Source organism: Streptomyces fildesensis (assembly GCF_016107395.1).
In the GTDB taxonomy this organism is placed as follows: domain Bacteria; phylum Actinomycetota; class Actinomycetes; order Streptomycetales; family Streptomycetaceae; genus Actinacidiphila; species Actinacidiphila fildesensis.
Window position 1 is genome coordinate 1 of sequence record NZ_JAAIKO010000058.1, and the last position, 20777, is coordinate 20777.

The following is a 20777-nucleotide window of genomic DNA, read 5'->3' on the forward strand; positions in this document are numbered from 1 at the left end:
TCCCGCACCCGACGCGACGCCGGTGCCGGACCTGCTCCAGCGGGACTTCACCGCCACCGCACCGAACCAGAAGTACGTCGGCGACATCACCTACCTCCCCATCGGCGACGGACAATTCCTTTACCTGGCAACGGTGCTGGACCTGCTGTCGGCGTACTACCTAACCTCCCCAACCGCGTACGGATGAACGTCCCCAGCTATGTCGTGTGCGGGAGCACGGCTGCGTCAGCCCCTGACGATGCAGAAGGGATGCCCGGCCGGATCAGTGAGGACCCGCCACCTGTCCTCATGCGGCTGGTGATGAGCCTTGCCTGCTCCCAGCTCCAGCAACCGAGCCTCCGCCTCGTCCAGGTCCGCGACGTCGAAGCAAAGGTGAAATTGTTGGGGAACGGCCTGATCAGGCCAGCTCGGCGCCCGGTAGTCGTCGACCCGTTGAAAGCCTATGAGGAGTCCATCCTCACGGTTGAGACCGGCAAAGTCAGCGTCCGACTTCGGGTGCGGCTCAAGGCCGGTGGCCTGTTGATAGAACACCGCCAGAGCCAGTGGATCAGGGCAATCTAGTGTTATCGCGCTCAACTTCATCTTCAAGGGCATGGCATCTCCGAGCTGATCAGCAGACTTTCCTGATGCCACCCTAAAAGGGGCCGCCCCGCCGGCCGGTTCGCGACGTGGCCTGTCAGGCCACGTCTGTGTCCCGCTCGATGGCCTTGAGTCGGTTCTTGAGCCGGTAGCTGGGGCCGTTGATGGAGATCACGTCGCAATGGTGCAGGAGGCGGTCGAGGATGGCGGTGGCCAGGACCTCGTCACCGAACACCTGTCCCCATTCGCTGAAGGTCTTGTTCGAGGTCAGGATGATCGAGCCCTTTTCATACCGCTTGGAGATGACCTGGAAGACCAGGTTGGCTTCTCCGCGTTCGAGGATCTCGTAGCCCACCTCGTCGACTACGAGGACACCCGGCCGTAGGTAGGTGCCGAGCTTGTTGGCCAGGCGGCCGGCGGCTTCGGCGGCTTTGAGGTTGCGGACCATGTCGTCGAGGCTGGTGAAGTAGACCGAGTAGCCGGCCCGGCAAGCCGCGACCGCGAGAGCGACGGCGATGTGTGTTTTACCCACCCCCGGCGGGCCCAGGAGAGCCGCGTTGGCCTTGGCCTCGACGAACGAGAGCGTGGCGAGGTCCTTGACCTTGCGCGGGTCGAGGTCGGGCTGGAACGAGAAGTCGTACTCATCGAGCGTCTTGTGGTGCGGCAGCCGGGAGAGTCGCAGACCCTGCCGGAACCGGCGGTCGTCGCGGACAGCCAGCTCCTCGGAGAGGACCAGGTCGAGGAAGTCGAGATAGCCCATCTTCGCCTCGTCCGCCCGGCGGGTGAACTCGTTGATGGTTTCCGCGAGGTGGGGCAGGCCGAGCTTGCCGGCCGTGGTGCGGATACGGTTGCCGGTCAGCTCGCTCAAGAGGATTCCTTCGTCGCTCGATGGGTGGTGAAGGGACGGGTGCCAGTCAGCTCGTCATAGACCGACAACGGTCGGCGCCCGACCTCGATCCGGGTGGCCGCGGCCCGGTTCAGCAGGGCCTGCAGCGGGCCGGTCTCCTCGCCCCGCGGCCGCTCTTGCCGAGGCTGGATGGGGATGTCGCCGGTGGTGGTCCGACGGTTCTTACCGGTGGGCAGACCGTCCCAGTGCGACTCATCGACGACACGGGCACCGCGGCCGATCGCCCGGGGGTGGGCGGCAAGCAGCGTGCTGCCATGGATGTCAGCAAGGGTGCCATGCAGCATGACCTGGGACTTCGTGGCTCGGACCTCGACCAGCTGACGAGCACGGACTCGCCGGGCCGGCACGGAGTAGAGGTTCCCGTCGAAGGCGACCAGGCAGTCCTTGCCGACGTGCCGCAGCTGCCGCTCGGCCACCAAGTACGGAACCGACGGCAGCGGCTTGAGCGCCGCGTGATCTCTCGCCGCCCGCTCCGCGATGACCTCCCGGTGCGTCTTGTGGATCTGGGCCCGCCGCAGCGGCACCCACGCGGTGAACGCGGCGTCCATCTCCTCGACGGAGGAGAACGACCGGCCGGACAGAACGTGATCGCGGACGATCAGAACTTGCCGCTCGACCCGGCCCTTGCCCTGCGGCCGGTAGGCGGCCAGCACGTCGATGTCGAAGTCGTAGTGGCCGGCGAAGCCGACCGCTTCCGGATGCAGCGGGACCGCCTCACCAGGAGCAACGTGGCGGCGGACGACGGTCTTGGTCCGGTCGTAGACGATCGTCATCGGAGCCCCGCCGAAGTGGGCGAAGGCCCGGCGGTGGCAGTCGAAGAAGGTCTGCAGGTCCTGGCTCGTGGTGAAGCAGCAGAACGGGTCCCGCGAATACGACAACGTCATATGGAAGGAGTAGACCTTCGCGATGCCCATGTGAGCGAGGATCTTGCCCTCATCACCCCAGTCAACCTGGGCCTGGGCCCCCGGAATCACCTCGAACCGGCGGTGCATCCCCGCCAGTTCCTTGGGCGTGATGCCGAGTTCCTCGGCGATTCTGGGCCGGGAGGTCTGGACGTAGAGCTTGACTCGCTGGTAGTTGCCAGTGAAGCCGTACTCCTGGGCCAACCGCTCATGAATGACCGCGGCCTTCATCAGGACCTCGGCCCGAAGCATCGAGTCGATCAATGGCCCGAACTCGTCGATCACCCTCGCCCGCGACCGCCCACTCGGCGACCGCCGCGGAGGCGTCGCCGGACCCGGCGCCGACAGGTACTTACGGACCGTTTTGCGGTCCAGCCCGGTCTCCCTGGCGATCTCCGACAGGCTCATCGCCCCGGACTCCAGCAGGCCCCGAAAGCGCCGGAGCTCCAGCCAACGCTGCGGATCCAAGACCACTGCCAGCCCCCTCCGCCGCCCGAATCGACCAAGCATCAGAGTGCCGAGCAGCATGTCTCACCGCATCAGCAACTGTCCCTTTTCATCCGTACGAGGCTGGGGACGTTCACGTGTACCCCGACAGCGGGCCGGTTCCGGCCTCCAAGTGGTGGAAGTAGAAGCCGCGCAGGACCGTCTCGCTGTGGGCGATAGTGGACGACGCATACGTTCGCCCGACCGGTCGTTTGCCGGTCACCGCGTTGGGCGCCTTGGCAGGGACCGGCAGCGAAATTACTGCGTCGGCCGGATCAGATCGCCAGTGCGGCCGCGTCGGCTTGGCGGTGATCTGGATCCATCGGGAAAAATCGCGTGCCTCGATGCGAGTCGCCTCGTTCCACGGGATGCCGATCGCCCACAACAGGAAGCGAAACCACCGAAGCAGGTCCATGCCATAAGAACGCTGGGTCAGTGACGACCGGCCTGCCGCTTGCAAGTCCTTCAAGTACTCGCGCACCGAGCCGACGGCCAACCCGCAGGGATCCAGCAGCCGATAAGGCTCCCAAGGGTCGTCGGTCGCCACCAGTGACCCCGCTCCCGGCACGACCAATGAGCCCAAGTCCAACGCGTCGTCCTCGTGCTCTGTCATGGGCAGCGTCCCTAGCCATTCGTCGTCTGACCTGTCTCACGAACGACGAGGGCCCACCGGGTAGTTCAGTCAACACACCCAGGGGCGATACGTCCTGCGGTGGCCGGCATTCCAGCGGGCCCGGGCGACCGCGACCGCGCGGCGGGTGGTGCGCTCGTCGCCGGTGAAGCCCAGCAGGACCAGGCGCTCGTGGAGCTTGTCCGCGCGGACCTTGCCCTGCGAGCGGTCCACCCACTCCTCGATCTTGGGCAGGAACGGGTCGATCAGCTTCGGGCGCTTCGCCGGTGCGCCGACCGGCTGGCCCAGGTCCCTCATCCGTGCGTATCTCCGCACGGTCTTCGGGTCGACTCCTGCCAGCTGAGCGGCCGAGTGAGCGCACTCGGTGGCGTCCAGCGACTCGAAGATTTCCATGATCTCCCTGTCAGACTTCTTCATGATCCCTCCGGAGGGACGGACTCGGTGTTCGGCAACAGCGAGCCAACCGCCGGGGGGATCACTTGTTCGGAATCGACACGAAACGGACGACCTGGGACAGGGAGATCAGCTGTCCGTGGAGCAGGATCCGAGGTGTCCGCCTACAAGGATCTTGCGCTGTCCGCTCTCAACCTCCTGGAAGCTGTCGAACTCGGCCGCCCCTCCCAGCAGTCCGATGTCGTTCTCTTCCGCGGCATCGACGTGTTCGGACTGCCAGCCCGGGACGTCGCGAGCCGCATAGCCGAAGTCACCACGATCGTCGCCGCGGAGGACGATCCCGCGTCGTTCATCGCGCCGGACCTACTGCTCAGCTTCTGGCGCCCGTTCCAGGGAGACGACGACCCGGAGGACGAACAAGGCTACTTCTTCAACTCCGTCCTGCTGGCGTGTCCGGGCTACTACGACGGGCCCAGCCGACCCTGAAGCCCGACCCTCGGCCACCGCTACGATCTGCGGATGACTCGCAGCGGAAAGAGGACACGCCGCCTCACGATCGGCGACAGGACCTACCTGTGGTCGCTGCGGCACACTCACCACTCGCTCGCTGACGGCACCCGCGAGGGCTGCTGCGAAACGATGTCCATCCGCTCGCTGGAAGGTCGCGGCGGCCTGCGAATCCAGTTCTCACACGGCCCTGACCGGCTCGTCCCGGACGGCTATCCGCAGCCGTCCGGGACCGTCGGAACCTCCGACGGCAGAACCCTGAACCTTCACGAGCCCGGCACCGTCAGGGCTCTGCTCGACGAAGCCGTCCGACGCGGCCGGAACCCGGAACGGCCCATCGCCGAGGAGCTCGACGGCTGGACGCTGTTCGACGCCGTCCACAAGGCAATCTCCCTGATCGCCGCTGACGAGACCGAAGTGCCACCGGTTTGCCCCAGCTCTGGAGCGCCTTCCTGAAGCCTGTCCCGCACTGCGGAGCTACGCGGGGCGAAGAACGGGGTCGATGTCGGCCAAGGCTTCGTGGAGCTGACGGGCACCCAGGACAACGCGGTCGTCGGGCTCCTGCAGCATCTCCTCGCACAGCTGCATCGCGCTGTCCCGCTCTTCGGAGAAGATGCCGAACACATCGCGGACCGCCGTGTGGATCCACTCGCTGTGACTCCAGTCGGCGACCGCCAGCGCGGAGGCGACGATCGTCAGCCCGATCCTGTCCCTTCTCCGGAGCACGGCTTCCGCAGTCACCCGGGTGACGAAGGTGTCGCCCGGGTCGAGCACAAGCTCCAGCAGTGGCCCGATGGCCTCCTGCATGTCGGCGAAGGCCGCAAGGCCACGACCGGCGTCTGCCCGGTCACGGTAGTCCTGGCTTCGCCCGAGCTCGCGGAGCGCCACGAAAGCGGCATGCCGCCGGTCGCTATCCCCCCGCAGCAGCGCGCGCAGTCGCCTCACCTCAGCGACCAGGCGGGGCATGTCCTGTCGCGCAGAAGCGATGAAATCTAGATCGGCATCCAGTTGCAGGTCCGGACTGACCTGGACCTGCTCTCCATTGGTGAATCGGCTGAGATAGATCTCATCGTCCTCCACGGCAGTGGCTGGGGCGATCTGGATGCAGCTCGCCCCGCCGGTCGCACCACGAGTCTCCAGCACGGGAACCCACGCACCCACGGATGCGGCCGCGATCCGCACCTCCATGGACCCGAGCTCTTCTTCAGTCGGCATGACCAGATCATGCACCCCGACCGGGCAGGCCGTCCACGGGATGCCAAGCAAGCTGACCGGCTTCGGGCTATCCCCCCAGTCCAAAATCTGGTTGCCGAGGTCAGCGACGATAGGGCCATGACGCGATGGATCCGAACGCATGACGGTGAGAGCGCCACCTGGTCCTATTTCGAGCTCGACGATGAGCAGTGGGCGAGCCGGCAAGTGGATCTGCAGGGGCCCAAGCGCACTCCGGTCACCGCAGCCGCGCTCGGCGAGGTCCTGCAGTGCAGAGACCATGGCGACGCCGCTGCGACGGCCGCCTACGAGCGGCAGTACGGCGTTCTTGCGGAAGGCGCCCTCACCGGCTGGGAAGATGCCGACGCTGCTGCAGAAGTCACCGAAGACGTCTTCGAGCGGATCTGGGCCGTCGCTCGACTTCGACTCGCCTCGACCGGATCATCGACGGAGCACGAGGAGACACCGTGATCTCGGACTATCAGCAACAGCTTCGCGAACGGTTCCTCGCAGCCCCGGTGATCACACCGCCAGCTCCCTGGCGCCCGGTCCTGGACCGGCGCACCCCGGTCGGCGGCCTGCTCGGCATCGGCTTCGCGCTGGCACCCGACACCGGGCATGACCTGGTCATGGTGGTCTCCTACGACGGTCACGGGCTCTTCGACGCCACCACTGGCGAGAAGATCGCCCGAGATCGCGATCCGGACCCCGACACGAGTACCCCGGACGCGGTTCCTGACCTCTCCTGCCCAGGGCTGGGACCGATCACCGGAACCCGAGTGCCCATCGCCGGACTCTTCGGAGGCGGGTTGCACAGCACCACCGCTGACGGCTGGACACTGGAAGTGATCAGCCCGGAGTGGCCCAACGACCGGGTCCTGCTCTCCGCAGACGGCGGCATGCCTCACAACGGGCCGCACGCAGAGAAGTGGTGGCACATCTTCCACTCCGACTACTCGACGCTCCGAGCCGCGGGCTTCTCTCCCTCCGGACGAACCCTCGCAGTCGCCACCAGCAGTGACCTCACACTCTGGACCCGACCGGGAACCGAGACGGAACCCCGCGACGGGAAACACGCATGACCCGCGATGAGCTGATCGTGATGCTCAGCGGCGACACGACAGTCCATGCCATGGCCCGAGCCGCCCTGGCAGAGGGCGACTTCATCATCTGGGACGGCCTGGTCCCCGCAGCCGAGCTTGCCGGCATCTACAAGGCGCGACTTCACCACACCCTCAGGCGCGGCCAGAAGACGCTCGCTCTCAGCGAAGCCGTCGACACCCTGAAAGGCGCTGAAGACGCCCTCATCCGGATTGGCCGCATCGACACACCCGACCAGACCTGGGCCTTCATGCTGTTCCTCGACGCTACGGCGACCACCCTGCTGGCATGCACAGGCGTCCTCCGCACTGCACCCCAAAAGCCTGACATCTCCGCATGTTGACGGCGTCGGCGAGTGCGCTTGCCGACAAAGCCGCCTTCTCCATGCTAACTACGTTGCGTTGTCACACCGCGACTCCACCGCCGCCGGGCTCTACCGCGGCACCACTCAGACGAGCTACAGAGAAGTGCATCGGTCACCGTGACGGACATGTAGTCTATGGATCATCGCAGTTCAGAGCCGGTATCCGAGCTCCTGCGGTCGGTAAGATCGATGAAATCCACCGCCTCAACCCCCGCACCACCACCGGCGCGGAAACCGCCGACCTGCTAAAGGACCTCACCGAACGCATCGGCGCGACTTTCGTCTACGCCGGGATCGACGTCACCACCACACCCCTGTTCAGTGGAATCCGCGGCGCCCAACTCGCCGCCAGAGCCACCCTCATCCACGCCGGGCCCCTCCCCGCCCGCCACGGCCAGAGCTACCCCTTCCGCGACCTGGTCACCGGCATCGAATCCGCCCTCGACCTACAAGCCCACCGCCCCGGCACCCTCCCCCGCATGACCAGCTACCTCCACCTGCGCACCGCAGGCCGCATCGGCGCCCTCACACGACTCATCCGCCAAGCAGCGATCACCGCCATCAGCGACGGCACCGAGAAGATCACCAAGAACTCGCTCGAGGCCATCACCCTCGACCACCACACCGAACAACAACGACGCCCCACCCGCTAACCCACCCCAACCCCCTCCCGCCGCACCCTGACCAGGCAAAACGCCTCTGAGCAGCAAAAAACGCCCGAGCCATTAGACCCAGACGCCCCGTACAACACCCACCAAACCACGCACAAAAGCTGACACAACCCCAGACCAGACCCCCAAAGCCCGCCCCATCACCTGTTCTCACCCAACCACCAACACCCCAGCCCACAAGACACCCACCACACCAACTAACCACCCGCTCAATGTCAGGAGATCCTCGCCAATCGGCTCGCGGCCGAGGGTCCGGCCGCCGCGGCCGGACCCTCCGGTGGACAGGAGAGCGACCGTGAGCGGTGACCGGGCGGAGAAGCAGCGCGTGCAGGAGGCCGTACGGCGGCACGCATGCACCCGTGCCTTCGCGGAGGCGGAGGACGTCATTTCGGCTCTCTGCTGGCCGACCCCGGGGTACAGGAGGCGCGGGCGCGCATCCCGCACGCGTCCCAGCACAACAGGTGGACTCCTCACCAGTGACTGGATTGCGCGACCGGTCGTGAACTCCGGCACGGGTGCGGACAGTATCCCGGCTGTCGGCCGGGACAGACAGGACACTGTCCGGCAACCAATAGATCACCTGGCCGCCGGCCGCGCACGCCGCAGCGCCGTACGGCACCAGCCCGGCAACCCGATCAGCCGGACCCGGCAGCCGCACCACCCGCTGGTGGCAAAGAAAGTCATTCGCCCACCCGCTCAGCTCGACGGCGCCCGTGACCTGCGGCCTCGGCGATGTAGCAGGCGTTCGGCCACTTGGCGGACGGGTGCGCCCCGTGCGGCGTGTCCGGAGTGCGGCACCAGCCGGTGCTGATGAAGTCACCGTTGTCCCAGTCCTCCACCTTCTGGAGAATGATCATGATGGGTTTCCGTAAGGCCGTTGCGGCCACCGCCTTTGCCGCCGCCGCCGTGATGGCAGGCGCCGGCACGGCTTCGGCCAGCGACTACTCCCCGTACGGCGAGCACGATGTGATGGTCCGGCACGTGCTCAGCGCGCAGTGCAACGACGCGAGCACCCAGTTCGGGAAGGTCAACTACAACCAGGGACCGGTGTGCATCGACTTCGGCTCCGAGGACGGCCGGGGCCAGGAGATGGGCCGGGGAACCGAGTCCGACCAGGACACGATGAACGCCGCATGCAACTCAGCCGTCACCCAGTTCGGGAAGGTCAACTACAACCAGGGACCGGTGTGTATCCGCTTCTGAACCGCCGCTGACCGACCAGAACCCGCGCACAGCAACGCCCTTCCGTGCTCGCGCGGCCCCGGGGCCCTAGGCACGGCGTGGCTGCAGCGCTGAATCGTCGTCGACACTCACCTACGGCGTCAACGGCGATCCAGCGCCTGCAGGCTCCGGACGCGGTGGCGCGGCTATACGAAAACAGGGCACAGTACGCCGCCCACATCGTCAACGAGTACGCAGAACACGCGCCCGCCGCAGACCGAAGGAACGATCTTCCTCGGACGGCCGTCGGCAGCGTTCCGCAGAAACACCGCGAACTCCCCAGAGACACCCTCGCCAACCTGATCATCAGCATGCACAGGCACATGGTTCCAGACGCCCGAACCAGCACCCATCCACCTTGACCAAAAGTTAGGGGCACCCCCCAGCCCGGACTGCCGGGCGGTGCGGATTTGCCGGAGGCCTGGCCAAGGGCTGTACTGGAAGAGACCGGGAGCGAGGCGCCCATGGGAACAGTGTCCAACATGGTCACCCTCATCTTGCCCTGGACCCGGATGGCCAAGCGCGTCGCCCGGATCACCCAACAGCGCCGCCGCGGGCACGACGCGAAACAGGCTCGGCGGGGACGCCATCGGCGCTCGCCAGACCGGCGCCAGCGATAGCGGCCACCGCCCCGCTCTACCGGCTACGGACACCCAGAAAGGCCCCTGGTAGCCACCGTGCGGCCCCCGAGGGCCCAACGCTCTGCTCGTTCGAGTGCCGTAAAGATGTCGCCGACCAGGCGCTCTGCCATGCGGGGTGCTCTGGGTCTCAGCAGTGTGACCAGCCGGCGGCGACCGGCTCTCCTGAGCTGGGCGGGAGAGCCGAAGCGCTCGAGCAGGGCCAGGACGGCGGGGTGGTCCAGGCGCGGGCCGAGAATCTTCTCCAGTGAGGGATGGATCTGTGTGAGCAGGCCGCGGAGCCGGTTCTTGGTCCGGGTCGACTCGGTTGCCAGGTCGTCGTCGAAGCCGACGAGCATCTCCATTTCGGCGATCGTCTCGTCGGCGAACTCGATGGCCCGAAGGGTGTGGGACATGGTGCGGGCGGCATCGGCGATGACGAACGCGTCGCACCCACCCCGTCATCTCCCACCCGGGTCCGGGGAAAGGGCAGACAGAGGGGGAAGTCCGCGCCCAGGACGCTGCCGCCGAACATCACTAGTGCCTGCCCGCGTTGATCCTGCGGGGGGGCCGATGAGCGGACGAAAGCGTGTATTTCAACCGCCGAGGGTCACTTGCTGTCCAGTCGCCCCAGCGCGTGGGCGTCAGCGAGGACGGATCGGGCCATCTGCCAGTCGGTGTGGTCGATGCCGGTGATGTGGCGTAGGTAGGCGAGGGTGACCTGCTGGACGAGGGCGACGCGGCTGGAGTCCTCGTCGGTGGTCTCTGCTGCCCGGTAGCCGGAGGTGCCGCCGAGGAAGTGCTCGCCGCCGAAGACGGTGAGCAGGCTCTTGTCGCCGCGGCTGAGGGTGTAGGGGTCGCTTGTCCAGGCGGGTCCTCGGGTGGTGAGCGGGAGATCGTCCTTGTCGCCGGCGACCACCAGTCCGGGGGCGGTGATGTGGGAGAAGTACTGGTCGCGGAGCCAGGGAAGGTTCTCGTGGGCGAAAGGGGTCAGTTCGTCGCCGCCCTCGCCGGCCGTGGCCAGCTGGATGCTGGCCATGACCCGGGAGTCGGACAGGTCGTCGGCGGTGCCGGTCTGGGGGTCGGTGACGCGCAGACCTACCACTCGATCCTGGCCCGCCGACTCCTACGCCGAGGCGAGTTCGACTCCCGCCAGGACCTCGTCGAGCAAATCCGCGAATTCACCTCGCTTACGACGACCAGGCGCGACCATTCCGCTGGTCCTACGACAGCACCCCGCTCAAGGCAGCCTGACCCCCGCAGGATCAGCGCGGCGAAGCACTAGTGCAGGTCACAGCCCTAAAACGCGGGGAGCGGCGGCGGAGCAGTGAACGCATGGTTGAACGGGTGGTTGACCGCCGCCGTTGGCGTTGACCCTGTAGTAGCACTGGGTGGCGAGCGCACCGGCCGGCGCGAGTTCCACGGCCGCGCCCGTTGTGCGGGCGGGTGCGGCGGCGGTTGGGACTGCATCGGGACCTGCGGAAGATCCGCCAGGACTTCAGGCGGGCGACGCCGCATTCGACGGGTGCCCGTGTGGCGGCCAGGGCACGGTTGTGGGTCTTCTCAGTGGGGGTCAGTTCCTGCGGGGGCCTGCGTTTGATGCCCGTGGTCAGCCACGGACCGGCGCCCTGGTAGGCGAGATCGGCCACGATGGGAACGCCCTGGCGCTCGCAGATGCGCCCTGCGACACAACGCCCGCAACGCGGACCGCCCCCTCGCCCTGCTCGGGCTCAAGTGATCACGAAACGGACGCCCGCCGACTACGCCGAAGCCCTGCCAACCTCGCAGCCGCCAGGCAGTTGATTGCTCCAGTGGCGACGTCCCCGTGCGGCGGCCCGAACACCGCACGTGAACACGATTGCGGCAACCGGCCAGGCAGAGCGCGGAACACTGCGCACGCGGCGCCGCCAGGCGGGCATCGGCGAGGCGACCGGGCCGGGCTGCACCAGGTCGGCCCACACCTGTTTACCGACACCCCGCAAGGTCACACCCCAGCCCCCGGCCAGTTCCGCCACGATCCGCACCCCATGACCGCCGATCCTGCCGGACTCCGCAGGTCGCTGAACCGGCAGACGCAGCGAACCGTCACTCACCGCGATCCGCAACCGGCCCGCATCCAGACCCAGGGACAACCCGATCCGGCCACCGCCATGCCGCTGCGCGTTCGTCACCAGCTCCGAGACCACCAACGCCACCACCCCCGGATCGGGGCGCCAAGCGGGACCCCAGCCGAAGTTCTCCACCTGCTCCAACGCCCAACGACGCGCCCCACCCACATCGCCGGCGACCCTCATGGCCCGGTACCGCTCACCCATCACTCATCACCGATCACTGCCTCAGCCGTTCCTCGAAGCCCCGTGGTCACCACACCGGGTCGCCATAGCCCACATACGCCCTACCGGGCGCCTGCCCCCTCCCCCCACATCCACCAACACATCATCCGAACACAAGCGGGCACGGCGGAGCGCGTAGTCGGTTCCACCTGCCGCAGCAGGTCAGCGCCCGGTCAGGGTTCCAGGTCCAGGGAGCGCAGCACCGCGCACCCGTCCTCGATCTGCTGGCGGGCGGCCTGGACCTGCCTGCGGGCGGCGCGCAGCGCATCGCGCACAGTGTGCAGTTGCTCGCGGGAGGACAGGTCCGGGGGCGGGTTGCTTGTGGACAGCAGTGCTTGGGCGGCGTCCAGGAGGTGGTTGATCGCGGGCGCCACGGATGCGAGCGCGGTTTTTGAGAGGCTTCTCCTCATGTGCGGAACATCAGGGGTATCCGGGCGGCCGACGCCCCCGGCCGACGCGTCGTGCCGTCCTGGACCCGCGGAGGGGTTGCTGGTCGCTGTCGGCCGTGGTGACCGGGAGGCGTTTGGGGAGCTTTATCCGCTGATCGCGGGCCCGGTGCTGGGGCTGGCGCGGCGGGTGGTGGGTCATGAGGGGCACGCTGAGGAGGTCTGCCAGGAAGCCATGATCGCGGTGTGGCGTCATGCCGCCCGGTTCGATCCGGCCCGCGGCAGCGCGTTGGCGTGGGTCATGACGCTGACGCACCGCCGCGCGGTGGAGCGGGTCCGCTCCGCACAGGCGGCGGCCGACCGGGACCGCAGCTTCGCGGCAGGCAACCACCACACCCTGTTCGACGAGGTCAGCGAGAGTGTCGAACACCGCCTGGAGCACGAGCGGGTACGCCGCTGTGTGCACGCACTGACACCGTTGCAACGGGAATCGGTCCAGCTCGCGTACTACGACGGGCACACCTACCGGGAGACCGCGGAGCGGCTGGGCGTCCCCCTGGGCACGGTCAAGACCCGGCTGCGCGACGGCATGATCCGCCTGCGCGACTGCCTCGCCAGCACCTGACCCCCTGCCCCACGCCGGCCGCCCGTCACGACCTGGAACCACAGGACGCCATCGCTGAGGCCGCCAAAACGTGGCCCGGCGCCCATCCGGTCAACCTCGGGCGGCCCAGCCTCAGGCACCCCCGGCCGGGGACACCTCACCCACACCACCCTGCACCAGTCCTGGATCTGCCGCCGGGCGGCCTGGATCTCCCGGCCCGCGGGCCGCAGCACTCCCCTATGGCCAGGGTCTTGGTCGGCGCCCGTGCCCGCAGGAACCCCCGCCCCGCCCGAGTAGTCGGATGAATGAAACCGGCAGAGTGGGAAAAATACCCACAGAGAGGTGTGATTCGTTCACTGTCCGTGGTTGCTCCACGGGGTGCTCGCCGGTCGGTGCGTGAGGCCCGCACCTCTCCCACCATCCCCGCCGCGAACCGCCCGAATATCCGCCCAGCGCAGTCCCGCAGCTGCAATCCGGCGAGACGACAGGGGAAGCACCGCACGGCTGCGGACCCACGCGAGAAGAGGCACCCATGAGCAGCAGAACCATCGGGTTCGTGCAGTGGTTCAACCGGGACGCCGGCTACGGATTCGTCATCCCCATCGGCGGCAACGACCCCGTCTACTTCGAAGAACAAGACATCGAAGGCCCCTGCTCCGGCCTGTCGGAAGACCAGCAGATCTCCTTCGTCCTGGAACTCACCGCAACCCGCTTCGTCGCCCGCCAGATCCGAACATAACTAACCCCAAGACCCGCACACGCGCACACGTGATGGCGCATACGCCGTAGCCGTTGCGCACCCAAGGGGGCTGCACACACACCGCAGCATCACCCGCCCCAGCCACGGTCAGTTCCAACGCAGCCCGTGGTCAGTCTCAGCGGAGCGCGTGGTCGGTTCCACCTGACCGGCGGCAGGTCAACGCCCGGTCAGGGTTCCAGGCCCCAGGAGCGCAGCACCGCGCGCCCGCCCTCGACCTACTGCCCGGCGGCCTGGACCTGTCTGCGGGCGGCCCGCAGCACAGCACGGTTTCCCTGGCGGGGCGTGACAGGCCACCGGGAAACGGGCAGGATCAGGCCTATGAGCAGCGCAGAGATATCCGAGCATCCACCAATCTATGACGGGCTGGTCCAGGAGCTGGGTGACGTACTGGCCGAGACGCGGCAGGTGGCCGAGCAGACACGGGACCAGGTACGCCAGGCACTGGACTGGAGCACCGTCCGGGATGCTCAGGAGGAAAGGGAGCAGCGGGCTTTCTCCGCGTTCGGCTGAACAACCCGGGGGCCGGGCGGCCTCCTGTGCTCACCCGCTGCATTCGCAGCCCGCTCACGGCGCTCCCACCCTGCGGTGCACGCCCCGCCACACGCAAGATCGACGCCGCGGGCCTGCAGACCCCGCACCCGTCGACTTCGCCGCACCCGCCACCCGGTGCGAGCCGCTCGGAGGCCAGGCGTACGACACGGTGCCTACCCAGCGGAACGGCGCCACCCCGGCCTGGCAAGTCGAGGAACCGGTCTACTTCGTGCTTGAGCGTGGGCCGGCGCGCATCGTGCACCGCGGCGACTGCCACGCCACCCGCGACCTCACCCGCCTCGCCACCACGAAGCAGGCCCACGCCGCACTGGCGCAGCCTGAGGCCGCACCGTGCAGCGCTGCAGGCCCGAACGCCGGGGCGCATAAGCCCGCGGCTTCTCGCGGCTCCGTCACGGGATCAGCGCGCGCACCACACGGGGCAGTCCGGCTCATGGGTGTGGGTCATCGGTGTCGTTCCGCCCAGCATGATGCGCGTGCTGCCAGCCGTCGCGCAGCAGTCCGTCTCATGGGGCACCGCGATCTGAGGGCGCTCCAGCGAATCTTCTTGATCCCGTGGTCGGTCCAGGAGCTCCGGGGTGGGGACTGCTTCTCACACCGGTGCTCCTGTCGGACACGGGAGGCGCGCAAGCGGCGGCGTTCTCGTCTCGTGACCGGCGTCCCGGCCGCTATGCCGGAGATGTGACAGCAGATCCCTTTACTCGGCGTCGGCACTCGCGGTGGGATCGGCGCTGGTGGGGCCGTACCAGTCCAGGCACAGGACCGTGGCGTCGTCCTTCGGGGGGAATCCGGCGTAGGCCTCCGCGACCGCGGCGACGAGTGTGCGCACGACTTCACGCGGGTGCTCGGCGGCGGTCTTGCGCAGCAGGCCCGAAAGGTCGACGCCTGCCGCTTCGCGGTCCTGCATGCCGTCGGTGAACATCACCAAGCGGTCACCGGGGCGCAGGTCGAGTTCCTGGATCTTGTAGGGGCCCTGCCCGGCGACGCCGAAGGGCAGGTTCACCCGCAGGGTGAGCTCGTCGACCACGCCATCGCGCAGACGAAGTGGTCCGGGATGGCCGGCGTTGATGAGCTGGGCGCTGCTGCCGTCCAGGGCGATACGCACCAACTGGCCGGTGACGAAGGTGCGGCGGCCGTGGTCGAGGAGCGCCTGGTGGGTCTGGCGGGCCTGCTCGACTAGGTCCGCGCCGGCGCGGCGCGCGCCGCGGGAGGCGTTGACCACCAGGGTCGCCATCAGGGCGGCGTCGACATCGTGGCCCATCGCGTCGGTGATCGACAGGTGCAGGGTGTCGTTGTCGAGGCTGTAGTCGTAGGTGTCGCCGGCGATGTCGGAGGCCGGGACCAGACCGCCGGCGAGGGCGAACTGGGCCGCCTCGCAGGATGATGCCGAGGGTAGGAGCTGGCGCTGGATCTCCGCGGCCAAGCTGACGGTGGTGGTGCGGTTGCCCCAGTGGTAAAGGTCGGTGAAGCGGCGATCGGTGACGATGATGTACGCCAACGCATGCGCCGCCGCCTCCACCTGCTCCAACACCTGCGGCGTGGCGTGGTCGAGGAACAGCTCCAGAACACCGATGGTGTCGCCCCGGTTGGTCACCGGAACGAGCACCCGCTGCCCCTCCTCCCCCTTCACCGGCAAGTGCATCAGCTTCTGGGAGCGCAGAACCTCGTCATAGACACTGCTGCCGGCCAGAGGCACCTGCTCAGCCCGACCCCCCAACGACGAGGACGCCTGATCACTCACGCGCAACAACCGCCGACCCACCACATCGACGAACAGGAACGACACGGACCGCGCGGCAAACCGATCACGCAGATTACGCGCCACGACATCAAGAGAGCCCGTCGGCGCGGCGCCCTCCGCTGCTACCAGAACATCGGCCAACCCCATCCGATCCCGCACCACAACCGCCTCCTCCAATTGCTGACCCAAATTCGCCTTCCCGCACCGCGCCAGCCCTCACCCCTGGGACCCGAACCCGCAAGCATCGATGCGCTGACCAGCAGTTTCGACGCACCGGGCAGCACGCGGCAGGTCCGATACACGCCTCTAATAACCACAATCAGCTGCAAGAGGGGGCGTTCTGAGGAGCTTCAGGATCTTTCTCGCAGCGGCGACGACACGGCCCGACCACGCCTGTGCGGCATACCCGGCGGATGCCCTGGGCGGCCCCGCGCCTGGCAGCCCGCAGCGGCAGTTCCCCCGGCGCCTGGGCTCGAACCGACGCGCACTCCCCCTGAGCGCGGGCATGTATGGGCTGCATAAACCGGTGTGCATGATCAGTGCGGGGCGGGGAATGCGCTGGTCAGGAGGTTGATAACCATGGGTCCACTGCTTTTGGTTCTACTGCTCGCGCTCATCTTGTTCGGTGCCGGCTTCGCCCTGAAGATCCTCTGGTGGGTCGCCGTCATCGTCCTGATCGTGTGGCTGCTCGGCTTCGTCATGCGCGGCACCCACTCCGGCGGACGTCACCGCTGGTACCGCTGGTAGACACGGACAGCACGCTCAACGCACCACCGATGGGCCCGACGGATAACGCTATCCGCCGGGCCCATCGCCATGCCCCGCCCACGCCTCACCCGAGCCGACCAGCGTCACGTGGCCCTGACCGGGGTAGGCGCAGCCCGTGGGGGCGGAGCGGGAAGCGTCACCCATGGACGCCCACCTCCAGTGCCCCGCTCCGCCCCCGGCGTGTCACAGTGCCGGGCCGACTTGGTCGGCGGGCGCAAGGGTCGTGCACGCTTGGTCGACGGTGTCGGCGAGCTGGAAGACCTCAACGGCTTCGGTGAGTTCCAGCAGGTGCCGCAGTGGGGTGCTGATCGCGGCCAGGACCAGATCAACACCGCGGCGCTGCGCCGCCAGGCGTAGCCGCAGGAAGCGGTTGAGGCCCTGGGAGTCGCAGAACGTCAGCCCGGCGCACTCCAGGACCAGCTGCCGGCATCCGGCCTTCATAGCGTCACCTGCGGCGGCGGCGAGGGTTGGCTCGGTGTTGTAGTCGAGCTCCCCGGACAGCGCGAGTACCGTCACCCCTTCGCGGGGCGGGCCGATCGGGCACACCTGTAACGGCTCCATCTGCCTCACCCCTGGATCCTCGTGCCCGGCGCCGCCGGCGGAAGGCTCAGCACTATCAGGCACCGCTCAACAAGTAGGTGCCCAACCCCCGGCCCGATGACGCACCCAATATACAAACGCGTGTTCCTTCAGGAGAAATACCACCCCGCTCAGGCCCGAGGTCGAACTCAGTCGGACGCCGAGGCGAGTGTGGGGTGCTGCGGGAGCAGGTCGGCCCAGACCTCCTTGCCGGTGCCGTGAGGTCGCACGCCCCACCTCGCGGCCACGCTCGCCACGATGCGCAGACCATGGCCGCCGACCCTGCCGGGCCCCGGGGGCTGTATCACCGGCTCGTGGCGGGACTCGTCGCTCACCGCGATCCGCAGCCGGCCCACCTCCAGCACCAGGCACACCCCGACCCGGCCGCCGCCCGCATGCCGCAGCGCGTTGGTCACCAGTTCCGACACCACCAACGCCACCGTCCCCGAGTCCGGACGCCAGCCCGCGCCCCAACCAAAGTGCTCCACCTGCTCCAGCGTCCAACAGCGTGCCGCACCGATCTCACCACCGGACAGCCCCAAAGCCAAAGACCGCTCAACTACCACTCGTCACCGCCGTACCCCGCTCCATCACCGCCCGCCTCGTCACCACGCCAAACCGGTGTAGCGGAAACGTTCTTCACCGGACGCCTGCCCGCTTCGGCGCGCCTCCACCAACCCCTCCCCATCGCACCTGAACCGAACACCGCACGGGCGGGGCGGGACAACACCCGGAGCGGGGACCGGCGGCGGTCGTGCGGCCTGCGGTGATGAAGGCGAAAGCGGACAGGTCCGGATCGGCGCGGGCCGGGTCGGATTTCCGACCCGGTGGGTCATTCGAGGTCGGTAGTGCCGGTGGCAGCGCGGGGCCGGTTGCGGGCCCACGTCTTGAGGTCGCCGACGCGGTGGAGGAGTTCGGCGCCGCGCTTGTCGACCGAGGGCGGGAAGTCCGGGTCGTTGGCGCGCGCCCAGCGCAGGGCGGCCAGGGTGAGTTCCGGCAGGAGGTCCTGCTGGGCTTTGCGTGTCCGGCCACGGCGTCGTCCGGGCCGGTGTCCGCCGCTAGGGCGGGCACGGTGTTCCCCGTGTCGGCGACATCGACGTCGGCGGCCGGGGTCGGCACGGGTACTGCGGCGAGCCGGACGGGCGGCTTCCACTTTCGGAGCCGAAGGAATCGGCAGGTGGTGTGTCGGGGACGGGCGGCGTGTGGAACTCCGGACCCGCTTTGTCGTGGGCGTGGACGCCGGACATCGCCCACTCGCGGGCTTCTGCGTTCGACAGGTTGAGCACTTGCGTCTCGTGGGCGCGGCCGCGGGTGACGACCTGGGCGCGGCCGTGGTGCTTGGTGGACTTTGGCGCGGGGTGGATTTTTGGGGCGAGCATACGTCAGGCCTTGACGCTGTAGCGGGCCAGGATGCGGGTGGAGAACTGCTCGCGGACCTCCGGGTTTCCCAGGGCGCGGGCGGTGGCAGACTGGGCGACCAGGAGGACGTGCATGCGCAACTGGCGGCCCATGTAGAGGACTCCGTTGAGCGCGTCGAGAGCCGGGGAGACCTTCGGGTCGCCGGACTCGCGGATTTTCTCCCAGTAGCGGGCCAGCTGCTTCATCATGGCGTTGACCCCTTCGAGAAGGATCAGCAGCCGCGGGCCGATGTCCTTGGGGGGCGGCGTCGATGCCCAGATCGTCAGCGACGCGGGTACGGCGCCGGCCTTCCCTGCCGAAGGCGACGAGCTGGTCGTGGATGTATGTCGCGGCAGTACGTGACGCCGGGCAGCCCGGAGGCCCACGGGTGGGAGATCCGCTTGGTGTCGAGGACGAACACGAGCGACCCATTGTGGAGCATCTGGCAGGCGATGCGCCGCAGAGTCACTGACTTCCCCCCGCCCGGGGCGCCGTTGACCAGGATGTGCGGGGACGTTGCGTCGAGGTCCACGGCGATGATCCGCCCGGCGGAGCCGATCCCTATGACGGGCGCGGACTCCTTGGCGCCGACCACGATCTCGCGGACCTTGGGGTCCCTGGCCGGGGGCTTGCGGGTCTTCTTCACCCGCACGTACGGCGTGCGGCCCCCCGGGTGCCAGGAGAACGTCACGGCCTCCAAGGCGAGCTTTGCGTGATGAGGTCGGCGACGACCTCGCGGGAGAAGCCTCCGGTGCGCCGAGGCTGCCGTGCTGGTGAGGTTATTGGCCGGAGCGCGCATTTCGCGAGGAACGGTGCCAAGGTGACGGAGCTGGACGGCGGAGTGACAGCCGGGGGTACTCACCGTCTCCTCGGCCGCACGCCCCACCAGCTTGACCGATGCTTCTTGGGAGCCCGACGACGTCCTCCCCGCCTGGCACCCGCGCACTTCTCTGCGGAGGTACCACTGAGGTCGAACGGATCCTGTGCGACAGCGCGAAAATCCTGACCGATCTCAAAGCCAAAGGAAGCGCCGCGTTCCGCCTACAGGCACCCAACCCAAGCAACGTGACATCGACCGTCACAGTTGCAGATCGCCCGACGCTTTCCGCATCCGAACGCCGCAGAGTGTGACAAGATCCACGGGTTCCGATGGGTGGGCGGTTCAAGAGCGCTCTGAGGATCGCCCACCACCGGCACAACCCGAACCCAGGGGCGTTGATAGCTAGCGGCGCCGCCGCCACTCAGTAGCGGCCGCTCTCTCGGCTAAGGCGCCCCTACTGAGTCGAACTGCGCCTCAGAGGGCCGGTCTCTTGGTCCCCCTCAGCCGCACAGCGCCCTGGCGCCTTTTGCCGACGCGGCGGCCACCAGCCAACTCCCACCCCAGCCACACCATGACCCAACCGCCAGCTGCCAGCCACACCACCCACCTCCTGCCGTGTTGGCGGTCCGATACAGGGTGACGTCGGTGCCAACCTGGCGGGCATCCGACATAGCGGCGGCTGCCGCGTGGTGTCGCGTTCCCGACACACCGGATGTGATCAGACTCGACACGGGATGTCGGCGGCAGTTGCTGTCCGGGTGATGCTCAGCGAATTTCTCGCTGCTTCGGCGCCCTTCGTTGCCCTGGTCCCCGCCGCACCGGTGCGTGCGGCCGCTTTGTGGTACGCGCCGACGGATCTGCAGACGCTGCACGAGGGCGGCGGAGATGCGGACTCGCCCGAGGGCCGGCTGCTGGGCGCACCGCCTGCTCAGGTGATCGACCTTGCGCGCGCTGCGAGTCCTGTGTGGCAAGTGTCTGGCCCCGCGGTACCGTTTCTGATCATGCACGGTGCGGCCGACGAGTCAGTGCCCGCCTCCCAGGGTGAGCGCCTGCATGCACGGCTGCTGGATGCCGGTGCGGACTCCACTTTGGTGCGGGTGGAGGGGGCGGGACACTGCTTCGTGGGTCACCCCGACCCTCGCCAACTCATCGCGCAACCTGTGGCGTTCCTCGCCGCACGGCTCGGCGCCTCCTGATCCGGTGCATCCCAGCCTGGGCGCGGGGAACACTTCAGGGCCATTGGCGGAA

26 protein-coding genes and 6 pseudogenes are annotated in these 20777 nt (G+C 68.0%); 14 read left to right on the forward strand and 18 right to left on the reverse strand.

Annotation, left to right across the window (positions count from 1 at the left end; genetic code table 11):
- Nucleotides 1-151, forward strand: a pseudogene (locus C6N31_RS38495) (IS3-like element ISRhosp5 family transposase); the annotation flags it as partial.
- A 74-nt stretch (nucleotides 152-225) separates the two neighbouring features.
- On the opposite strand, the gene C6N31_RS38500 reads toward C6N31_RS38495, so the two are convergent.
- The 5 genes and pseudogenes from C6N31_RS38500 to C6N31_RS38520 form a co-directional block, all read right to left on the reverse strand.
- Nucleotides 226-594: a VOC family protein gene (locus tag C6N31_RS38500; RefSeq protein ID WP_138359591.1), complete on the reverse strand. Its 369-nt coding sequence runs from the start codon at nucleotides 592-594 to the stop codon at nucleotides 226-228.
- Nucleotides 595-676: 82 nt separating this feature from the next.
- Nucleotides 677-1447 (reverse strand): IS21-like element helper ATPase IstB, encoded by a 771-nt coding sequence (gene istB, locus C6N31_RS38505; RefSeq protein WP_138359593.1) that lies wholly within the window; start codon nucleotides 1445-1447, stop codon nucleotides 677-679.
- Complete coding sequence (istA, locus tag C6N31_RS38510; RefSeq protein WP_438817445.1) at nucleotides 1444-2796, reverse strand: IS21 family transposase; 1353 nt, start codon at nucleotides 2794-2796, stop codon at nucleotides 1444-1446. Before istA ends, istB begins: the two co-directional genes overlap by 4 nt.
- Nucleotides 2797-2968: 172 nt before the next feature.
- The gene (locus C6N31_RS38515) at nucleotides 2969-3487 is read right to left on the reverse strand and encodes a hypothetical protein (protein ID WP_138359704.1); all 519 of its coding nucleotides are present in this window, start codon (nucleotides 3485-3487) and stop codon (nucleotides 2969-2971) included.
- Between the two features lie 75 nt (nucleotides 3488-3562).
- Nucleotides 3563-3922 (reverse strand): annotated as a pseudogene (locus C6N31_RS38520) (IS21 family transposase); the annotation flags it as partial.
- Nucleotides 3923-4054: 132 nt separating this feature from the next.
- On the opposite strand from C6N31_RS38520, the gene C6N31_RS38525 reads away from it, so the two are divergent.
- Nucleotides 4055-4384, forward strand: a complete 330-nt coding sequence (locus C6N31_RS38525; RefSeq protein WP_138359379.1) for a hypothetical protein — start codon at nucleotides 4055-4057, stop codon at nucleotides 4382-4384.
- A gap of 33 nt (nucleotides 4385-4417) precedes the next feature.
- Nucleotides 4418-4861: a hypothetical protein gene (locus C6N31_RS38530; protein ID WP_187145220.1), complete on the forward strand. Its 444-nt coding sequence runs from the start codon at nucleotides 4418-4420 to the stop codon at nucleotides 4859-4861.
- Between the two features lie 21 nt (nucleotides 4862-4882).
- Here C6N31_RS38530 and C6N31_RS44610 read toward each other — a convergent pair whose 3' ends face one another.
- A complete protein-coding gene (locus C6N31_RS44610) occupies nucleotides 4883-5620 on the reverse strand; it encodes an RsmB/NOP family class I SAM-dependent RNA methyltransferase (RefSeq protein ID WP_232486173.1) in 738 nt (245 codons plus the stop codon).
- 117 nt (nucleotides 5621-5737) lie between these two features.
- Here C6N31_RS44610 and C6N31_RS38540 point away from each other — a divergent pair, with 117 nt between their 5' ends.
- From C6N31_RS38540 to C6N31_RS38555, 4 genes and pseudogenes are all read left to right on the forward strand, one after another.
- Nucleotides 5738-6088, forward strand: coding sequence for a hypothetical protein (locus tag C6N31_RS38540; protein ID WP_198359298.1), 351 nt, complete (start codon nucleotides 5738-5740; stop codon nucleotides 6086-6088).
- Nucleotides 6085-6699, forward strand: coding sequence for a hypothetical protein (locus C6N31_RS38545; RefSeq protein WP_138359375.1), 615 nt, complete (start codon nucleotides 6085-6087; stop codon nucleotides 6697-6699). The genes C6N31_RS38540 and C6N31_RS38545 overlap by 4 nt, the downstream gene beginning before the upstream one ends.
- Nucleotides 6696-7061 (forward strand): hypothetical protein, encoded by a 366-nt coding sequence (locus C6N31_RS38550; protein WP_138359373.1) that lies wholly within the window; start codon nucleotides 6696-6698, stop codon nucleotides 7059-7061. Before C6N31_RS38545 ends, C6N31_RS38550 begins: the two co-directional genes overlap by 4 nt.
- A gap of 206 nt (nucleotides 7062-7267) precedes the next feature.
- Nucleotides 7268-7735: pseudogene (locus C6N31_RS38555) on the forward strand (TniB family NTP-binding protein); the annotation flags it as partial.
- Between the two features lie 698 nt (nucleotides 7736-8433).
- Here the strand turns inward: C6N31_RS38555 and C6N31_RS38560 are convergent.
- Nucleotides 8434-8610 (reverse strand): hypothetical protein, encoded by a 177-nt coding sequence (locus tag C6N31_RS38560; RefSeq protein WP_187145378.1) that lies wholly within the window; start codon nucleotides 8608-8610, stop codon nucleotides 8434-8436.
- Between C6N31_RS38560 and C6N31_RS38565 the strand changes: the two genes are divergently transcribed.
- Entirely contained in the window at nucleotides 8609-8956 is a 348-nt protein-coding gene (locus C6N31_RS38565; protein WP_232486174.1) for a hypothetical protein, read from the forward strand. The genes C6N31_RS38560 and C6N31_RS38565 overlap by 2 nt on opposite strands.
- A 727-nt stretch (nucleotides 8957-9683) precedes the next feature.
- On the opposite strand, the pseudogene C6N31_RS38570 reads toward C6N31_RS38565, so the two are convergent.
- The 5 genes and pseudogenes from C6N31_RS38570 to C6N31_RS38590 all read right to left on the reverse strand — a co-directional run.
- Nucleotides 9684-10040: pseudogene (locus tag C6N31_RS38570) on the reverse strand (IS110 family transposase); the annotation flags it as partial.
- A 161-nt stretch (nucleotides 10041-10201) separates the two neighbouring features.
- Nucleotides 10202-10696, reverse strand: a pseudogene (locus C6N31_RS38575) (chlorophyllase); the annotation flags it as partial.
- A 349-nt stretch (nucleotides 10697-11045) separates the two neighbouring features.
- Nucleotides 11046-11270 (reverse strand): annotated as a pseudogene (locus C6N31_RS38580) (transposase family protein); the annotation flags it as partial.
- Between the two features lie 81 nt (nucleotides 11271-11351).
- Nucleotides 11352-11843 carry an ATP-binding protein gene (locus tag C6N31_RS38585; RefSeq protein WP_138359233.1) on the reverse strand — a complete coding sequence of 164 codons (492 nt, stop codon included), beginning with the start codon at nucleotides 11841-11843 and terminating at the stop codon, nucleotides 11352-11354.
- A 254-nt stretch (nucleotides 11844-12097) separates the two neighbouring features.
- Nucleotides 12098-12298, reverse strand: coding sequence for a hypothetical protein (locus tag C6N31_RS38590; RefSeq protein WP_138359231.1), 201 nt, complete (start codon nucleotides 12296-12298; stop codon nucleotides 12098-12100).
- 112 nt (nucleotides 12299-12410) lie between these two features.
- On the opposite strand from C6N31_RS38590, the gene sigK reads away from it, so the two are divergent.
- The 4 genes from sigK (at nucleotide 12411) to C6N31_RS46260 (ending at nucleotide 14908) form a co-directional block, all read left to right on the forward strand.
- Nucleotides 12411-12935: an ECF RNA polymerase sigma factor SigK gene (gene sigK / locus C6N31_RS38595; RefSeq protein WP_232486175.1), complete on the forward strand. Its 525-nt coding sequence runs from the start codon at nucleotides 12411-12413 to the stop codon at nucleotides 12933-12935.
- A 511-nt stretch (nucleotides 12936-13446) separates the two neighbouring features.
- On the forward strand, nucleotides 13447-13653 hold the full coding sequence (locus C6N31_RS38600) for a cold shock domain-containing protein (RefSeq protein WP_138359227.1): 207 nt from the start codon (nucleotides 13447-13449) through the stop codon (nucleotides 13651-13653).
- A 339-nt stretch (nucleotides 13654-13992) separates the two neighbouring features.
- On the forward strand, nucleotides 13993-14184 hold the full coding sequence (locus tag C6N31_RS38605) for a hypothetical protein (protein WP_138359225.1): 192 nt from the start codon (nucleotides 13993-13995) through the stop codon (nucleotides 14182-14184).
- On the forward strand, nucleotides 14138-14908 hold the full coding sequence (locus C6N31_RS46260; protein WP_368860193.1) for a DUF6233 domain-containing protein: 771 nt from the start codon (nucleotides 14138-14140) through the stop codon (nucleotides 14906-14908). The genes C6N31_RS38605 and C6N31_RS46260 overlap by 47 nt, the downstream gene beginning before the upstream one ends.
- 12 nt (nucleotides 14909-14920) lie before the next feature.
- On the opposite strand, the gene C6N31_RS38610 is transcribed toward C6N31_RS46260, so the two are convergent.
- The gene (locus tag C6N31_RS38610) at nucleotides 14921-16111 is read right to left on the reverse strand and encodes a PP2C family protein-serine/threonine phosphatase (protein WP_232486182.1); all 1191 of its coding nucleotides are present in this window, start codon (nucleotides 16109-16111) and stop codon (nucleotides 14921-14923) included.
- Between the two features lie 432 nt (nucleotides 16112-16543).
- On the opposite strand from C6N31_RS38610, the gene C6N31_RS38615 reads away from it, so the two are divergent.
- Nucleotides 16544-16711: a hydrophobic protein gene (locus C6N31_RS38615; RefSeq protein WP_138353680.1), complete on the forward strand. Its 168-nt coding sequence runs from the start codon at nucleotides 16544-16546 to the stop codon at nucleotides 16709-16711.
- A 204-nt stretch (nucleotides 16712-16915) separates the two neighbouring features.
- On the opposite strand, the gene C6N31_RS38620 is transcribed toward C6N31_RS38615, so the two are convergent.
- The 5 genes from C6N31_RS38620 to C6N31_RS38640 form a co-directional block, all read right to left on the reverse strand.
- A complete protein-coding gene (locus C6N31_RS38620; protein ID WP_138359223.1) occupies nucleotides 16916-17293 on the reverse strand; it encodes an STAS domain-containing protein in 378 nt (125 codons plus the stop codon).
- Between the two features lie 167 nt (nucleotides 17294-17460).
- Nucleotides 17461-17799, reverse strand: a complete 339-nt coding sequence (locus C6N31_RS38625; protein WP_138359221.1) for an ATP-binding protein — start codon at nucleotides 17797-17799, stop codon at nucleotides 17461-17463.
- A 344-nt stretch (nucleotides 17800-18143) separates the two neighbouring features.
- Nucleotides 18144-18464, reverse strand: a complete 321-nt coding sequence (locus C6N31_RS38630; protein WP_232486176.1) for a hypothetical protein — start codon at nucleotides 18462-18464, stop codon at nucleotides 18144-18146.
- A gap of 229 nt (nucleotides 18465-18693) precedes the next feature.
- A complete protein-coding gene (locus C6N31_RS38635) occupies nucleotides 18694-18918 on the reverse strand; it encodes a hypothetical protein (RefSeq protein WP_187145218.1) in 225 nt (74 codons plus the stop codon).
- Between the two features lie 74 nt (nucleotides 18919-18992).
- Nucleotides 18993-19400, reverse strand: coding sequence for a DUF853 family protein (locus C6N31_RS38640; protein ID WP_187145217.1), 408 nt, complete (start codon nucleotides 19398-19400; stop codon nucleotides 18993-18995).
- An 890-nt stretch (nucleotides 19401-20290) separates the two neighbouring features.
- Between C6N31_RS38640 and C6N31_RS38645 the strand changes: the two genes are divergently transcribed.
- A complete protein-coding gene (locus tag C6N31_RS38645; protein ID WP_187145216.1) occupies nucleotides 20291-20725 on the forward strand; it encodes a prolyl oligopeptidase family serine peptidase in 435 nt (144 codons plus the stop codon).
- The last annotated feature ends 52 nt before the right edge of the window (nucleotides 20726-20777 follow it).

Bases quoted from the DNA above. Each gene is read 5' to 3' on its own strand.
- C6N31_RS38635 (WP_187145218.1), bottom strand. From the start codon at position 18,918: ATGATGAAGCAGCTGGCCCGCTACTGGGAGAAAATCCGCGAGTCCGGC.
- C6N31_RS38550 (WP_138359373.1), top strand. From the start codon at position 6,696: ATGACCCGCGATGAGCTGATCGTGATGCTCAGCGGCGACACGACAGTC.
- C6N31_RS38565 (WP_232486174.1), top strand. From the start codon at position 8,609: ATGATGGGTTTCCGTAAGGCCGTTGCGGCCACCGCCTTTGCCGCCGCC.
- C6N31_RS38515 (WP_138359704.1), bottom strand. From the start codon at position 3,487: ATGACAGAGCACGAGGACGACGCGTTGGACTTGGGCTCATTGGTCGTG.
- C6N31_RS38605 (WP_138359225.1), top strand. From the start codon at position 13,993: ATGAGCAGCGCAGAGATATCCGAGCATCCACCAATCTATGACGGGCTG.
- C6N31_RS38540 (WP_198359298.1), top strand. From the start codon at position 5,738: ATGACGCGATGGATCCGAACGCATGACGGTGAGAGCGCCACCTGGTCC.
- C6N31_RS38530 (WP_187145220.1), top strand. From the start codon at position 4,418: ATGACTCGCAGCGGAAAGAGGACACGCCGCCTCACGATCGGCGACAGG.
- C6N31_RS38645 (WP_187145216.1), top strand. From the start codon at position 20,291: ATGCTCAGCGAATTTCTCGCTGCTTCGGCGCCCTTCGTTGCCCTGGTC.
- C6N31_RS38615 (WP_138353680.1), top strand. From the start codon at position 16,544: ATGGGTCCACTGCTTTTGGTTCTACTGCTCGCGCTCATCTTGTTCGGT.
- istA (WP_438817445.1), bottom strand. From the start codon at position 2,796: ATGAGCCTGTCGGAGATCGCCAGGGAGACCGGGCTGGACCGCAAAACG.
- C6N31_RS38500 (WP_138359591.1), bottom strand. From the start codon at position 594: ATGCCCTTGAAGATGAAGTTGAGCGCGATAACACTAGATTGCCCTGAT.
- C6N31_RS38560 (WP_187145378.1), bottom strand. From the start codon at position 8,610: ATGATCATTCTCCAGAAGGTGGAGGACTGGGACAACGGTGACTTCATC.
- C6N31_RS38620 (WP_138359223.1), bottom strand. From the start codon at position 17,293: ATGGAGCCGTTACAGGTGTGCCCGATCGGCCCGCCCCGCGAAGGGGTG.
- C6N31_RS38600 (WP_138359227.1), top strand. From the start codon at position 13,447: ATGAGCAGCAGAACCATCGGGTTCGTGCAGTGGTTCAACCGGGACGCC.
- C6N31_RS46260 (WP_368860193.1), top strand. From the start codon at position 14,138: ATGCTCAGGAGGAAAGGGAGCAGCGGGCTTTCTCCGCGTTCGGCTGAA.
- C6N31_RS38610 (WP_232486182.1), bottom strand. From the start codon at position 16,111: ATGGGGTTGGCCGATGTTCTGGTAGCAGCGGAGGGCGCCGCGCCGACG.
- C6N31_RS44610 (WP_232486173.1), bottom strand. From the start codon at position 5,620: ATGCCGACTGAAGAAGAGCTCGGGTCCATGGAGGTGCGGATCGCGGCC.